12 protein-coding genes are annotated in these 14944 nt (G+C 51.4%); 11 read left to right on the top strand and 1 reads right to left on the bottom strand.

The window, feature by feature from the left end:
- The first annotated feature begins 79 nt into the window (after positions 1-79).
- From N0M98_RS01300 to N0M98_RS01275, 6 genes are all read left to right on the top strand, one after another.
- Entirely contained in the window at positions 80-997 is a 918-nt protein-coding gene (locus tag N0M98_RS01300; RefSeq protein WP_259616708.1) for a hypothetical protein, read from the top strand.
- A gap of 147 nt (positions 998-1144) precedes the next feature.
- Positions 1145-2428: a trigger factor gene (tig, locus tag N0M98_RS01295; RefSeq protein WP_249866488.1), complete on the top strand. Its 1284-nt coding sequence runs from the start codon at positions 1145-1147 to the stop codon at positions 2426-2428.
- Positions 2429-2870: 442 nt separating this feature from the next.
- Entirely contained in the window at positions 2871-3464 is a 594-nt protein-coding gene (gene clpP, locus N0M98_RS01290; protein WP_239627635.1) for an ATP-dependent Clp endopeptidase proteolytic subunit ClpP, read from the top strand.
- Positions 3465-3475: 11 nt separating this feature from the next.
- The gene (clpX, locus tag N0M98_RS01285; RefSeq protein WP_249862225.1) at positions 3476-4741 is read left to right on the top strand and encodes an ATP-dependent protease ATP-binding subunit ClpX; all 1266 of its coding nucleotides are present in this window, start codon (positions 3476-3478) and stop codon (positions 4739-4741) included.
- Positions 4742-4898: 157 nt separating this feature from the next.
- Entirely contained in the window at positions 4899-6014 is a 1116-nt protein-coding gene (gene ispG, locus N0M98_RS01280) for a flavodoxin-dependent (E)-4-hydroxy-3-methylbut-2-enyl-diphosphate synthase (protein ID WP_249862226.1), read from the top strand.
- Positions 6015-6410: 396 nt separating this feature from the next.
- Positions 6411-7199 (top strand): divergent polysaccharide deacetylase family protein, encoded by a 789-nt coding sequence (locus tag N0M98_RS01275; protein WP_249862227.1) that lies wholly within the window; start codon positions 6411-6413, stop codon positions 7197-7199.
- 83 nt (positions 7200-7282) lie between these two features.
- On the opposite strand, the gene N0M98_RS01270 is transcribed toward N0M98_RS01275, so the two are convergent.
- Positions 7283-7984, bottom strand: coding sequence for an N-acetylmuramoyl-L-alanine amidase family protein (locus N0M98_RS01270; protein ID WP_259616707.1), 702 nt, complete (start codon positions 7982-7984; stop codon positions 7283-7285).
- Positions 7985-8242: 258 nt separating this feature from the next.
- Between N0M98_RS01270 and lonB the strand changes: the two genes are divergently transcribed.
- From lonB to speD, 5 genes are all read left to right on the top strand, one after another.
- Positions 8243-9946 (top strand): ATP-dependent protease LonB, encoded by a 1704-nt coding sequence (gene lonB / locus N0M98_RS01265; RefSeq protein ID WP_259616706.1) that lies wholly within the window; start codon positions 8243-8245, stop codon positions 9944-9946.
- A gap of 192 nt (positions 9947-10138) precedes the next feature.
- On the top strand, positions 10139-12469 hold the full coding sequence (lon, locus tag N0M98_RS01260) for an endopeptidase La (protein WP_259616705.1): 2331 nt from the start codon (positions 10139-10141) through the stop codon (positions 12467-12469).
- 45 nt (positions 12470-12514) lie between these two features.
- Positions 12515-13189, top strand: a complete 675-nt coding sequence (gene yihA / locus N0M98_RS01255; protein WP_259616704.1) for a ribosome biogenesis GTP-binding protein YihA/YsxC — start codon at positions 12515-12517, stop codon at positions 13187-13189.
- A 324-nt stretch (positions 13190-13513) separates the two neighbouring features.
- A complete protein-coding gene (locus N0M98_RS01250) occupies positions 13514-14104 on the top strand; it encodes a non-ribosomal peptide synthetase module (protein WP_259616703.1) in 591 nt (196 codons plus the stop codon).
- Between the two features lie 333 nt (positions 14105-14437).
- Positions 14438-14839, top strand: a complete 402-nt coding sequence (gene speD, locus N0M98_RS01245) for an adenosylmethionine decarboxylase (RefSeq protein ID WP_249862233.1) — start codon at positions 14438-14440, stop codon at positions 14837-14839.
- Positions 14840-14944: the final 105 nt, after the last annotated feature.

Here is a 14944-nt window from a genome sequence, read left to right as displayed (position 1 = left end):
CGAGCAATGATGGGAGCAGGCGAAGGCGATGAATTCGAGCCCGAGGTTTTTGCCCGGAAGTCAGTTAGGTGGTGCGCTTTTGACCGATAAATTAAGTGATAACGTCATATTATTCCCGAAGACCGTTGAGTTTTACCAGTTTGAATTGACGCGGATGCTGGAGACGGAACGATACGGGGAAGCGATCCAGCTGCTCCGTTTTTTGCTTGCCTGTCAAAGCCGCGAGGAGCGCGTCCGGGAAGAATGGCAAGCGCTGCTGCAGTGGCTGCAGACAATGTTTCCCGACTCCGCGCTGCCTGCGGAAGCAGGAGAGGACGAGCCCGAGCTGACCGAGGCCGATTTGTTCCGCGAGCGTATGGCCGAGAGGGAACGCGAGGACAGCGGCTATGCGCTCCGGCTGCTGGAGCGGCTGACGAGCGCCGATTCGGTGGACAATCAGCTGCTGGCGCTGGATCAGCTTGCATACCTGGAGCATCCCGACATTAATGGCAGGCTCAGCCGTTGGCTCTCTTCGGAAGAGCTGCATCCGCTGATTCAATACAAAACGCTGCAGACCCTCAAGCTCAGAGGGATGACGGGCACGGTCCGCTTGGCGAAAAATGGCGAAATCGTGCTTGCGGATGTCGAAGAGACGCCGGCAGATTTCGATCAGTTTCCGTCGCATATTAACGAAATCAGGGATCGTATTCAGGAAATGAGCCATACCAATCATCCGGCGCTCGCTTATTTTGCGCAGGAGACGTGGAATGAATTTCTCGCCTATGTGTACGGTACGGCACAGTACCGGCAGCTGCTGAGAATGGAGCGGGACAGTGTGGACGCCTGGGCCGCAGCGCTGCATCTGGTGCTGCTGGAGCGGCTGTTCGACAGCGGCGACAAGGATGAAATATTTGAGCTGTATGGCGTAACGAACGATCTCGTGTTTCAATGGGAGCAGGCCTATCGCGTCATGCAGCAGTTTGCGGCGGCCGTATTTTCCGGCAAATTGGCGGATTGAATTATTTTCGGCGAACCGAAACTTGAAATGCGGAAGGTATATGTTATAATAGAATGGTTATATTGACGATCGGGGACAAGCATTCGGGCCTTCATTCGTCAGAACGTGAAAATTGCGATGGATAATTTTTGGAGGGGAAAGCATAAAATGAAAGCAAGCTGGGAAAAAATAGAGAAGAACGTAGGAGTTCTTGACGTTGAAGTGGAAGCGGAACAGGTGGCCGCCGCACTGGACAAAGCATTCAAAAAAGTTGTCAGCAAAGTAAATGTTCCGGGCTTCCGCAAAGGGAAAGTTCCTCGTCCTATCTTTGAAGCTAAATTTGGCGTTGAAAGCCTGTATCAAGAAGCTCTTGATATCGTTGTGCCTGAAGCTTACATTGAAGCGGTAACAGAAACCGGCATTACTCCTGTCGATCGTCCTGAAGTGGACGTTGAGCAATTCGGCAAAGGCCAAACGTTGAAATTCAAAGCGAAAGTCATCGTAAAGCCTGAAGTCGAGCTAGGCGAATACAAAGGCATCGAGCTGGAAGCGCAAAGCGCTGAAGTAACTCCGGAGGAAGTAAACGAAGAACTGGAAAGACTGCAAAAACGTCATGCCGAGCTGGTGCCGGTTGAAGAAGGCGCAGCGCAAGACGGCGACGTCGTTTCCATCGATTTCGAAGGATCCGTCGACGGAGTTCCTTTCGAAGGCGGCAAAGCCGAAAAGTATTCCCTTGAGCTTGGCTCCGGCAGCTTCATCCCCGGTTTCGAGGAGCAAGTGGTTGGCGTAAATATCGGAGAGGACAAAGACGTTACCGTTACTTTCCCTGAAAACTACCACTCCGAAGAACTGAAAGGCAAAGAAGCCGTTTTCAAAATTCATTTGCACGAAATCAAACGCAAAAACTTGCCTGCGCTGGACGACGAGTTTGCTAAAGACGTGAGCGAATTCGAAACGCTGGAAGAATACAAGCAAGATTTGGAAAGCAAATTGAAAGAGCGCAAGGAAAGCGAAATTCAACGCAAAAAAGAAGCGGAAGTTGTCGAAAAAGTAGCGGCCGCGGCAAAAGTTGAAATTCCTCCTGTCATGATCGAGAACGAAACGGAGCAAATGGTGAAGGAATTTGAAAACCGTTTGCGCACTCAAGGTATGAACCTTGAATTGTACTTCCAGTTCACAGGCCAAAGCCAAGACACGCTGAAAGAGCAAATGCAAGGTGACGCCGAGAAGCGCGTCCTGAACAATCTTGTGCTTGAAGCTGTTGCCAAAGCCGAGAACATCGAAGCCTCCGAAGAGGAAGTTAACGCCGAACTGGAAAATATGGCGAAAATGTACCAACGCTCTGCGGAAGAACTCCGCGCGATTTTGGCGGCTAACGGCAGTCTGGCCGATCTGAGCCATGATCTTGTAGTGAAGAAAACGGTGGATTTCTTGCTGGCTAACAGCAAATAAGCGATTCCCGTACCTCATAAGTAGTAAAGGCACGTGTCCCTATGCGTGCCTTTCTCTATAGGCGCCGGTTGCTCCGCAGCCGTGCAGGCTTTTAAAGTTCGGCTTGATCTAACGTCCAGCTGTAGTTGGACACGCTTTGCGTCGGCGATAGACAGCAAACGCCAAGCGTCCGGATCCGACCCTGCCGTTTAAGGCTGAGGGAAGTGAAGGCGGATCGCAAGCCGGCAGCGGGCTGCTTCAAACTACATATCGCAAGGCCGAAAATACATAGAGGTTTTCTTTACCATCATGCGTATGACGCATGAAGGACGCTGCTTTCCGGCGCCCAAGGCGCTCGCTTCCCCCAATGGCTTGAGCGGGCAGGCGGGGGGAATTAGCGAAATGCTTTTAAACGTGTTACAATGTATTTTGCAAGTCACTTTGGAGCAAAGGGGTTGGAACAATGGGTCTGATACCTATGGTTGTTGAGCAAGAAGGACGCGGGGAGCGCTCGTACGACATTTATTCCCGCCTATTGAAGGACCGCATTATCTTTATCGGCAGTGCCATTGACGATGATGTTGCCAACCTCGTCATTGCGCAGCTGCTGTTCTTGTCCGCGCAGGATTCCGAGAAAGATATTTCTCTATACATCAACTCTCCGGGCGGTTCGGTGACTGCTGGAATGGGGATATACGATACGATGCAGTTCATTAAGCCCGACGTTTCCACCATTTGCGTCGGAATGGCGGCAAGCATGGGTTCCTTGCTGCTCACTGCGGGCGCAAAAGGCAAACGCTTTGCCCTTCCGAACAGCGAAGTGATGATCCATCAGCCTTTGGGCGGCGTGAGAGGCCAGGCTTCCGACATTAAGATTCATGCGGATTGGATTATTAAAACCAAGCAAAAGCTGAATCAAATTTATGTGGAACGCACCGGACAACCGCTGGAGAAAATCGAGCGGGATACGGACCGCGACAATTTCATGAGCGCTGAAGAAGCCAAGGAATACGGGCTTATCGATGCGGTTATCACTCGTAACGAATTGAATGGATAAGGAGTGATCCCATGTTTAAATTTAACGATGAAAAAGGACAGCTGAAGTGCTCGTTCTGCGGCAAATCCCAAGAGCAGGTTCGCAAGCTGGTTGCAGGACCTGGCGTCTATATATGCGACGAATGTATCGAACTCTGTACCGAAATCGTTGAGGAAGAATTGGGGCATGAAGAGGAGCTCGACCTCAAGGATGTTCCGAAGCCGAAGGAAATCCGCGCTATATTGGACCAATACGTAATCGGTCAAGACCAAGCGAAAAAATCGCTGTCCGTCGCCGTTTACAACCATTATAAGCGGATCAATTCGCAGCAAAGCAAGCTAGAAGAAGTGGAGCTGCAAAAATCGAATATCGTGCTGCTCGGGCCTACGGGCAGCGGTAAAACGCTGCTTGCGCAAACGCTCGCCAAAATCCTCAACGTGCCTTTCGCTATTGCCGACGCTACTTCTTTGACGGAAGCCGGCTATGTGGGCGAAGACGTAGAGAACATTTTGCTGAAGCTTATTCAGGCCGCCGATTACGATGTGGAGAAAGCCGAGCGCGGCATCATTTATATCGACGAGATCGATAAAGTAGCGCGCAAATCCGAGAATCCGTCCATTACCCGCGACGTATCCGGGGAAGGCGTACAGCAAGCGTTGCTGAAGATTTTGGAAGGTACGGTCGCTTCCGTTCCTCCGCAAGGAGGACGCAAGCATCCGCATCAAGAATTTATCCAGATCGACACAACCAACATTCTGTTTATTTGCGGCGGAGCCTTTGACGGTCTGGAGCAAATCATTAAGCGCAGAATAGGTAAAAAGGTGATCGGTTTCGGTACGGACGGACATAAGGCCGACTTGAAGCCGGGAGAATATTTGTCCATGGTATTGCCTGAGGACTTGCTTAAATTCGGTCTGATTCCCGAGTTCGTAGGCCGCTTGCCGGTTATTTCGACCCTGGAACCGCTGGATGAGGCCGCTTTGGTTCGCATTTTGACCGAGCCGAAAAACGCTCTTGTCAAGCAATATCAAAAAATGCTTGAGATGGATAACGTGAACCTTGAGTTCAACGCGGAAGCGCTCGAAGAAATCGCGCGCGAAGCGATCAAGCGCAATACCGGCGCCCGCGGCTTAAGAGCGATCATCGAGAGCGTTATGCTGGATGTCATGTACGAGGCTCCTTCGCGGACAGAAAACTCTACTTGCGTCGTGACCAAAGATGTCATTCAAGCGAAGATCGCGCCGGAAATTACGGCCAGCGGCGACAACGCCGTGAAGAAAAAAGAAGAGAGCGCTTAAGAGCCGGCCGCGATTCTGATTGCGATCAGCTTGCCGGAGACTTGAGGCTTTCGATTTAGTCATTCATTAACCACTACGTTCCTCCAATCCGTGACGAAGCCTGGGCAGGCGGCGTTTCGGAGCGGAGGATGTTTGGTATCATGGGAGAGATCGCTACATGTTTCACAGAACGGAAACCGTCCCCGTTAAAGTGGGGGACCTGACGATCGGCGGAAGCAACGAAGTCATTATGCAAAGCATGTGTACGACCAAGACCGCCGACGTAAAAGCGACCGTTGCCGAAATCCACCGTCTTGAAGAAGCCGGCTGCCAGTTGGTCCGTGTGACCGTCAACAATAAGGAAGCCGCCGAAGCTATTAAAGATATCAAGAAACAAATCAAAATTCCTCTTGTTGCCGACATTCACTTTGACTACCGTCTGGCGCTGATGGCCATCGAGAACGGAATCGATAAGGTGCGTATTAATCCCGGCAATATCGGGCGCCGCGAGAAGGTAGAAGCGGTAGTGAAGGCATGCAAAGAGCGCGGGATTCCGATTCGCATTGGGGTTAATGCCGGTTCGCTGGAAAACCATTTGTTGGAGAAGTACGGTTATCCGACTCCCGAAGCGATGGTGGAGAGCGCCCTGTATCATATCAATATTTTGGAAGAGCTTGATTTCCGCGATATTATCGTTTCGCTGAAGGCATCCGACGTGCCGATGGCGATCGCTGCATACACGAAAGCGGCCGAAGCGTTTCGTTATCCGCTTCATCTTGGCATTACCGAAGCCGGAACGTTGTTTTCCGGAACGGTCAAAAGTTCGGCGGGAATCGGGGCGCTGCTTAGCATGGGCCTTGGATCGACGCTGCGTATTTCGCTCAGCGCCGATCCGGTAGAAGAAATCAAAGTGGCTCGCGAGCTGCTGAAAACGTTCGGATTGATCACGAATGCCGCTACGTTGGTTTCTTGCCCGACTTGCGGCCGTCTCGACATCGATTTGTTCTCCATCGCCAACGAGGTAGAGGAATACATTTCCAAAATCAAAGTGCCTATTAAAGTGTCGGTGCTCGGCTGCGCCGTTAACGGACCGGGCGAAGCAAGGGAAGCCGATATCGGCATTGCCGGAGCCCGTGGCGAAGGACTGCTGTTCCGTTATGGAGAAATGATCCGTAAAGTTCCTGAAGCCAATCTGCTGGCGGAGCTGAAGCGCGAGATCGATACGATCGTCGAGCATTATGAAAGAACCGGGGAAATTCCGGGCAGAAAGCATCATACGGCGCAAAACGCTTAAACATAGCAATGTTAAAAAAGCAATGCTTCCATTTCAGGAGGCGTTGCTTTTTTGTTGTTTAGGAAATGATGCGCGGCAAGGCAATATCCTGTGGATATCCGGGGGGCTCCCCCGAAAGGAAAGTCTACCCATAGAACGATCCCAGAGGAAGGGTTAGACGCCGATCCAGCTTAGGCTGGATGCGGACGGAATAAGCTTCAGAGCATCACTTCACTTTTGGGGGATTGGTTCTCCCCGGATTTCAACCGATCGGTGGTTGGAGGGATTCGTTTTTGCATTTCGTTTTTCCAAATGATGCATAAGTTTACCGCAGCTTACAAATAACAAGGGGAGCATGTAGTTGTAGTTGTCGTACGTAGGAAAAAGCTTCATTAATACTCAGGAGGAAACGAAAACATGAATGCAACTGTGAAGTGGATTGTTATGTATTTTATGGCGATTTGTTTGCTGCTTGGACCGAACGGGGCGATCCGAGCGGAAGGTGAGCCGGCTGAAGGGTCTCCCCCGGCGGCAGTCCAGAAAAAAATTGCCGTCGTCATTGACGATATGGGCAACGACATGGCGGGCACGAAGGAAATGATGGAGCTGCCGATTCCTTTTACAGTGGCGGTGATGCCGTTTCTGCCGACGACCAAGCGGGATGCGGAGTGGGCGCATCAGCTGGGGCATGACGTGCTGCTCCATATGCCGATGGAGCCGGTAAAGGGGAAGAAGAGTTGGCTTGGTCCTGGGGCAATTACAACGGATTTGTCCGACGACGAGATTCGGCGAAGAATGCTGGCGGCGATTGAGGAAGTCCCTTTTGCCGTTGGAATCAACAATCATATGGGCTCCAAAGTGACCGCCGATCCGCGGGTCATGCGTATTGTATTGGAAGTGTGCAAAGAGAAGCATCTGTTTTATTTGGACAGCAAGACCACTTCCAAAAGCGTCGTTCAGCAGACCGCCAAAGAAGTGGGCGTGAGGACATTGGAAAATAATATTTTTATGGACGATGTATACACGCGCGACCATATTGCGAAGCAAGCTTTGAAAGTGCAAAAATATGTGGACGGCCACGATACCACTGTCGTTATCGGCCATGTCGGCCCTCCCGGCAAGTACACCGCGTCCGTTCTTAAAGAGTCCGTTCCTTCGCTGCAGCAAAGAGCCCAATTTGTGAAAGTATCTCAGCTGGTCCAATAGGACCGGCTGTTTGTGCAATGAAAGAGCGGCACGGCAGGGATTCTCGGGCCGACTGCCGCTTCTATACAATGCGCCAAGGATGCTTAGTGCTCCGCAGGATGCTCCAGAAACTGAATGACGCCTGCGGCAATGGATTCAGCCAATTTCCGCTGTTTTTTCGGCTGGGTCATCTGCGTCCGGTCCCGATCATTGGAGATAAAGCCCATTTCCACAATGACGGCGGGCACTTGCACATGTTTGAGCAAATAAAAGGTTTTTCCGTACACCATCTCTTCGTTCGTACCATACAGCTGATTCAGCGAAGACTGGAGGCAATGGGCTAACCGTTTGCTTTCATCCGACTTTTGATGGAGGACGATGGGGCCCGTTTTGCTGCTTCGCGCGGCCCAGTTGACATGCAGGCTAATGACGGCGCGCGGGTGAATTTCGTTGGCAAGATGGCTGCGCTGAGCCAAATCTTTGAGATGTCGGGAACGGGAGCGAAACCAGCGGTTTTCGCCGCTCAGAGCGTAATCGTCCACCCGGTTGACCAGAACGTTATAGCCTTTTTTACGAAGAGCCTGATACGTCAGTTTGGCCATTTGCAGATTGATGTCCTTTTCGAGCAATTCCCCGTAAGTCGTGCCGCTGTCCACCCCTCCATGACCCACGTCGATCAATACGTCGACATCCGTTACGATCGGATTTTCGCTGACGGGAGACGGATTCGGATTGGCTTCAAGCGTCTGGGGCGGTATAAATAACATGGCGGAAAACAAGCAAACTCCGATGAAAAGACGCCGCATAGGTTCCCACTCCTTAATAACGATAAAAAGATCTAAAACACATCTTCATTATCTTTCTCAAGCGAGCCCATCTCATACTACCCAGAAAACTTTCTCAAGTGCGGATTAACCCGCCCTTAACAGGGGAATACTACCAAGTATGCGAAACATCTGCTCGTGTCAAGCGAAACCATTTCTTCGCAAGCGCCGGCGTTAACATAAACCGACAACGTATGAAGAATTTTTTGCCGGTTAAAAAACGATTAGGAGGGGTACCTAATGAATATCAGTGTTATTTTGATGATTATCCAACTGTTTTTTGCCGTAGTTATCGGTATGTACTTTTGGAACTTGCTGCGCAATCAGCAATCGAACCGCAGCGCTGTAGATAAAGAATCCAAGAAAGAGCTGGAGAAGCTGAGGAAGCTGCGCTCCATTTCTTTAAATAAACCGCTTGCCGAGAAAACGAGACCGTCCACGATGGGCGATATCGTCGGGCAAAAGGAAGGTTTGCGCGCGCTGAAGGCGGCGCTGTGCGGAGCCAATCCGCAGCATGTAATCGTCTACGGCCCTCCGGGCGTCGGCAAAACCGCCGCGGCTCGCGTCGTGCTGGAAGAAGCAAAGAAAAACGCCGATTCGCCGTTTCGCCAGGACGCCAAGTTTACCGAGGTGGACGCCACGACGGCGCGCTTCGATGAACGAGGAATCGCCGACCCTCTGATCGGCTCGGTGCACGATCCGATCTATCAAGGGGCTGGCGCAATGGGTGTGGCGGGCATTCCGCAGCCGAAGGCCGGAGCGGTAACGAAGGCTCACGGCGGGATTCTGTTTATTGACGAAATCGGCGAATTACATCCGCATCAAATGAATAAATTATTAAAGGTGCTTGAGGACCGCAAAGTGTTTTTGGAGAGCGCATATTACAATTCCGAGGATATGAACATTCCAGGATATATTCATGATATTTTCCAGCATGGCCTGCCTGCCGATTTCCGTCTGGTAGGGGCGACGACGCGCAGTCCGCATGAGCTGCCGCCGGCGATCCGCTCGCGCTGTATGGAAATTTATTTCCGCCCGCTGCTCCCGGATGAAATCGGCCAAATCGCCGATAACGCATTGAAGAAAATCGGCTTTCCGGATAATGCGGCGGCGATCGACGTAGTGAAAAGACATGCGACCAACGGACGGGAAGCGGTCAATATCGTGCAATTGGCCGCCGGAATGGCGCTTACGGACGGACGAAAGGAAATTTCGGTGTCCGACGTCGAATGGGTCGTCAACAGCTCGCAAATTCCTCCGAGACCGGAACGCAAAATCGGCTTGAAGCCGGAGATCGGGTTTGTGAACGGACTTGCCGTCTACGGACCGAATCTGGGCACGCTGCTGGAGATCGAAGTTACCGCGATCCCCGTCGTCCAGCCGGGAACGGGCCATTTCACGATCACCGGGGTCGTCGACGAGGAAGAGATGGGAGGCGGCGCCCGGACGATTCGCCGCAAGAGCATGGCGCGCGGTTCGGTCGAAAATGTATTCACCGTTCTGCGCAGACTGGGGATCAATCCTTATAATTACGATTTGCACATTAACTTTCCGGGCGGTACGCCGATTGACGGACCTTCGGCTGGAGTTTCGATGGCGACGGCAATCGCTTCGGCCATTAAGCAAATTCCAGTCGATAACCATATCGCCATGACGGGGGAAGTCGGCATTCACGGCAAAGTGAAGCCGGTCGGCGGCGTTGTCGCCAAGGTGGAGGCCGCGTTCCAGGCGGGAGCGACCAAGGTGATCATACCGAAGGAAAACTGGCAGGAAATTTTCGCCGGGCTAAACGGACTCGAAGTGATCCCGGTGGAATCGGTAGAAGAGGTGCTGCATCATGCGCTCGGGATCGAGCTGTCCGTACAGGCCGAGAATCCGGGAATGCAGCAGGATTTGCTGGCGCCCCCTTCTGTAACGGTATTGCATGCCGATGGGCTGGAGTGACATACTATCCTTCAGCTCTTCTTTTTTTGCGGTGCGATAAAAGTTGACATGCCGATTGGTGTTTTCATATCAATTTTGCTAAAATGTTAACTACAGCAATGGGTAATGCTGGCTAAGCAAGAATCGCTATGACGAGCTGTGCTTGCGAAAGTCAACTTTGCTGAAGCAAAGTTCTTTAGGAGGTGCTCCAGGATGGGACCGAACAAATCGAAGGTGCGGCGTTTGCCCTTGCTTCCTTTGCGCGGCTTGCTCGTATATCCGAGCATGGTGCTGCATTTGGACGTCGGCAGAGAAAAGTCAGTCAGAGCACTGGAAAAGTCGATGGTGGACGACAGCATGATACTTCTTTGCTCGCAATCGGAAGTCAACATTGAAGAACCTACCACGGAAGATATATATCGCATCGGAACGATTGCTAAAGTAAGGCAAATGTTGAAGCTTCCCAACGGAACGATAAGAGTGCTTGTCGAGGGGGTCGTACGGGCGGAAATTAACGAATTTCTGGCCAACGAAGAGTATTACGAGGTTCAGGTGAAGGAGCTTCCCGAGCAGGAAAACTCCGACCCGGAGATCGATGCGCTTATGCGCACCGTACTGAGCCAGTTCGAGCATTATATCAATCTGTCTAAAAAAGTAACGCCGGAGACGCTGGCCGCCGTGTCCGACATCGATGAGCCAGGGCGGCTGGCCGACGTGATTTGCAGTCATTTATCCTTAAAGATTAAAGACAAACAGGAAATTCTTGAGACGATTGACGTGAAGGACCGGCTGGAGAAGCTGCTCAGCATTTTGAATAACGAGCGCGAAGTGCTGGAGCTGGAGCGCAAGATTAGCCAGCGCGTCAAGAAGCAAATGGAGAAGACCCAGAAGGAATACTATCTTCGCGAGCAGATGAAGGCGATCCAGAAGGAGCTGGGCGATAAGGAAGGCCGCGCCGGCGAAGTCGAGGAGCTGCGGGCGCAGCTGGCGGAGACCGAAGTGCCGGAGAAGGTGAAGGAGAAGATCGAGAAGGAGATCGACCGCCTGGAGAAAATGCCGGCGACCTCCGCCGAAGGCGGCGTCATCCGCAACTACATCGATTGGCTGCTCGGCTTGCCGTGGTCTACCTTTACGGAGGATGACCTCGACATTAACCGCGCCGAAGAAATATTGAACGAGGATCATTACGGTCTCGAAAAGCCGAAAGAGCGCGTGCTCGAATATTTGGCGGTGCAGCAGCTGGTCAAGAAGATGAAGGGGCCGATTCTTTGCCTTGTAGGGCCTCCGGGGGTCGGCAAAACCTCGATCGCCCGTTCGATCGCCCGCTCTCTGAAGCGGGAATTCATCCGCATCTCGCTCGGCGGCGTGCGCGACGAGGCGGAAATTCGCGGCCATCGGCGCACGTATGTCGGGGCAATGCCCGGCAGGATTATTCAAGGGATGAAAAACGCCGGTTCATCGAATCCGGTATTCCTGCTCGACGAGATCGATAAAATGGCGATGGACTTCCGCGGCGACCCTGCCTCGGCGCTGCTCGAAGTGCTCGATCCCGAGCAAAACAGCACGTTCAGCGATCACTATATCGAGGTTCCGTTCGATCTGTCGAACGTCATGTTCGTGACGACGGCGAATGTGGTGCACAATATTCCGCGACCGCTGCTGGACCGGATGGAAGTGCTGTATATTCCGGGCTACACCGAGATCGAGAAGCTGCATATCGGACGCAATTATTTGCTGCCGAAGCAGCAAAAGGATCACGGCTTGCAGGAGGATCAGCTCGTAATTGAGGATCAGGCGCTGATGCGCATTATCCGCGAGTATACGAGGGAAGCGGGAGTACGGAATCTGGAGCAGCAAATATCCGCAGTGTGCCGGAAAGCGGCCAAACAGGTCGTTTCCGGGGAAAGCAATATTCATGTCGACTTTGATAGTATCAAGGAGTTCCTCGGGCCACCGAAATTCCGCTTCGGCGTCGCCGAGGAGTTCGATCAGATCGGCGCGGTGACCGGCCTTGCGTGGACCGAGGTCGGCGGCGATACGCTGGTCATCGAAGTAACCGTCATGCCGGGAGGCGGCAAGCTGACGCTTACGGGCAAGCTGGGCGACGTGATGAAGGAATCCGCGCAGGCTGCATTCAGTTATACGCGCTCGCGAGTCGAGCAGCTGCAAATAGCTCCAGATTTTCATGAAAAGGTGGATATTCATATCCACATTCCGGAAGGCGCAATTCCGAAGGACGGACCTTCTGCGGGTATTACGATGGCAACGGCGCTGATCTCCGCGCTGACGAACATTCCGGTATCCCGCGAGGTAGCGATGACGGGGGAGATTACGCTGCGCGGCCGCGTGCTGCCGATCGGCGGACTCAAGGAGAAGAGCCTTGCCGCACATCGCGCCGGCATTCGCAAAGTGATTATTCCTAAGGACAATGAGAAAGATATTGACGAAATCCCCGAAAGCGTACGCCGCGAGCTCACCTTTATTCCGGTGTCTCACATGGACGAAGTGCTTGAGCATGCGTTGGTCAAACCCGTCGGGGTATAAATAGGAGGCTGCGGCCTCTATAGTTAAGGAAGAGTGACAGCGATTATGAAGGTCAATCAAGCTGAATTTATTATCAGCGCGGTTGGTCCGAGTCAGTATCCTCCAGACGCCTTGCCGGAGATTGCTCTGGCAGGGCGTTCGAATGTGGGGAAGTCATCACTGATCAATCGGATGATCCAGCGCAAAAACTTGGCGAGGACAAGCTCCAAGCCCGGTAAAACCCAGCAGTTGAATTATTATAAAATTAATCAGGACTTATTTTTCGTCGATTTGCCGGGTTACGGCTATGCACAAGTATCCAAGTCCAAACGGGAGATTTGGGGCAAATTTATCGAGGAATATTTGCTGCACAGAGAATATCTGAAGCTCGTGCTGCTTGTTATCGATCTGCGCCATCCTCCGTCCAAGGACGACCAGGCGATGTTCGCTTGGCTGAAGCATAACGGCGTGCCGTTTTGCGTCGTGACGACCAAGGCTGATAAAATTTCCAAAGGACAATGGCAGAAGCATGTGAAGATCGTTAAGGAAACGCTGCAAATGGAGAAGAGCGACAGGCTCGTGCTGTTTTCCTCCGAGCTTGGAGTCGGCAAGGACGATTTGTGGCAGCTGATCGAGCAGCAGATCGGCTGGGGGGCCGATCAGACGGCGGAAGAGCCGGCCGCAGAGGGAGAGGCGTTTGCCGGTACAATAGAGCCGGCTGAACAATCCGAGGAAGGTTGATCGTGATCGGCAATGTCCCCGGCGCCTTAAATTCGGACTGCAAGCGGGTAATATAGGTATGTCAAAAGAACCTGACGGTGAATGCTCCGTCAGGTTTTTGCCGTCGGCGCGCCGGCAAGGGAAATGTATAAACTGCCAAGGGAAACAGAGGGATTTATATGAAAAAGTGGAATCGTTCCGGTCAGAAAGCAGTTTTTTCTGAATTTTAACGAAATTAGCTGGATTGGCGGCAGGAATATTAAATATTTATGTAGTATAATGTATATAGAACAAGAGAATATTGATTGGCTTTATGTTTCGAAAACAAAGAATCGAGGGATTTTTATGGCAAAGAGGTTAGCGACCCAATACGTCAAAACCTGCCTACAGTTAACGGAAGCCGAGATGGCCATGTTTATTCAGCTGTTTGTCGATCATCAAGCCTCCTTACAGGTCAAAGTGCTTGAAAACGGGAATCAGGAGCTGGTACTGCTCGATAACGAATCGGGGAAAGAAATCGTCCTGCCGTTCGAACGCGAATTGAACACGTATGTTTGCCGCGGTACCTGCAGTATTACGGACAAGAATCTGGTTAATACCATGAGAAAAGCCGTTTCCACGTTCAAAGGAAGCGCAACCGTTCATCGCATTTACGAAACGTATACGATGATTTACGAGTATGAGCACGGCTCCGTCGTCAAAATTGTAGAACGCAAAGGTCAGTCGGACCGAGTGATTTACGAATACAAGGACACGGCCGGCATGCTTGAGCGCCTGTTCCGCAAGGATGGAGTGGAACAAGAAATTCAATCTATTAAAATTCAGATCAATCAAATGCTCGATTTGAGAAACGACATGGGGGACCCTGCCGTACGCGAACAAATCGACGATCGTTTATACCAGTTGACGCATCGATTGTTCGTACTTGAAGCGTAATTATATAAGATTCTGACTTTCCCGGGCCATTTCCGGGAAAGTTTTTTTGTTTTTCGCGCCAAAACGGTGCTTTTTCCGTACACCTGAGACGAGTCTATGACATATCTTAGTCAATGTGCGAGTCGGAGCAAAGAAAATAGGCAAATGGCAAAAAAAAGTATTGCTTTTCTGCCGAATAGATGTTATTTTTATTTTCGTTGAAAACAAAATAGGAACCAGGATTCACTCAGGACATTGAATGTTGCGAGAGATTATTCCCTCGAGAAGTGAATGACGTAGGTCCTAGCGGATGAAATTTTCAAACATTTTATTCCTAGGAAGGGGGACCGAAAAGTGGAATATTCTACTTTCGGAAGACACGTTGCTGTTGATACTTGGGGAGTCGATTTTGATCTTCTCAACAATGCAGAATGGTTACAAGCGCAAATGGTGGAAGCTGCAGAGGCATGCGGAGCGACAGTGATGTCGGTACAATCCAAACAGTTTGAACCACAAGGTGCCACGGTGCTAGTATTATTGTCGGAAAGTCATCTCTCCATTCATACGTATCCTGAGAAAGGTTTTGCCGCATTGGATTGCTATACATGTGGCGAAACGGTAGATCCCGCGCTCGCTATTGATTACATGGTTTCCGTGCTAAAACCGGAGACGATCCATGCCAAGAAATTGGTTCGTGGTATGGGTGAACTGCAAGTTGAAACGCCGGATATCCAGCAGGTTTCATTGACAAAATAATAAACTCGCTATGAGAAAAGATAACCGCGGAGTAATCCGTGGTTATTTGTTTTAAGATCCCCCCATACAATGAACAAGTAAAGCTTGTATGTGGGGGGATTACAT

It is taken from the genome of Paenibacillus doosanensis (assembly GCF_025060755.1).
Classification (GTDB): Bacteria; Bacillota; Bacilli; order Paenibacillales; family NBRC-103111; genus Paenibacillus_S; species Paenibacillus_S doosanensis.
Note: the sequence above shows the minus strand (reverse complement) of the source record. Positions and strands in the feature narration are given on the sequence as shown.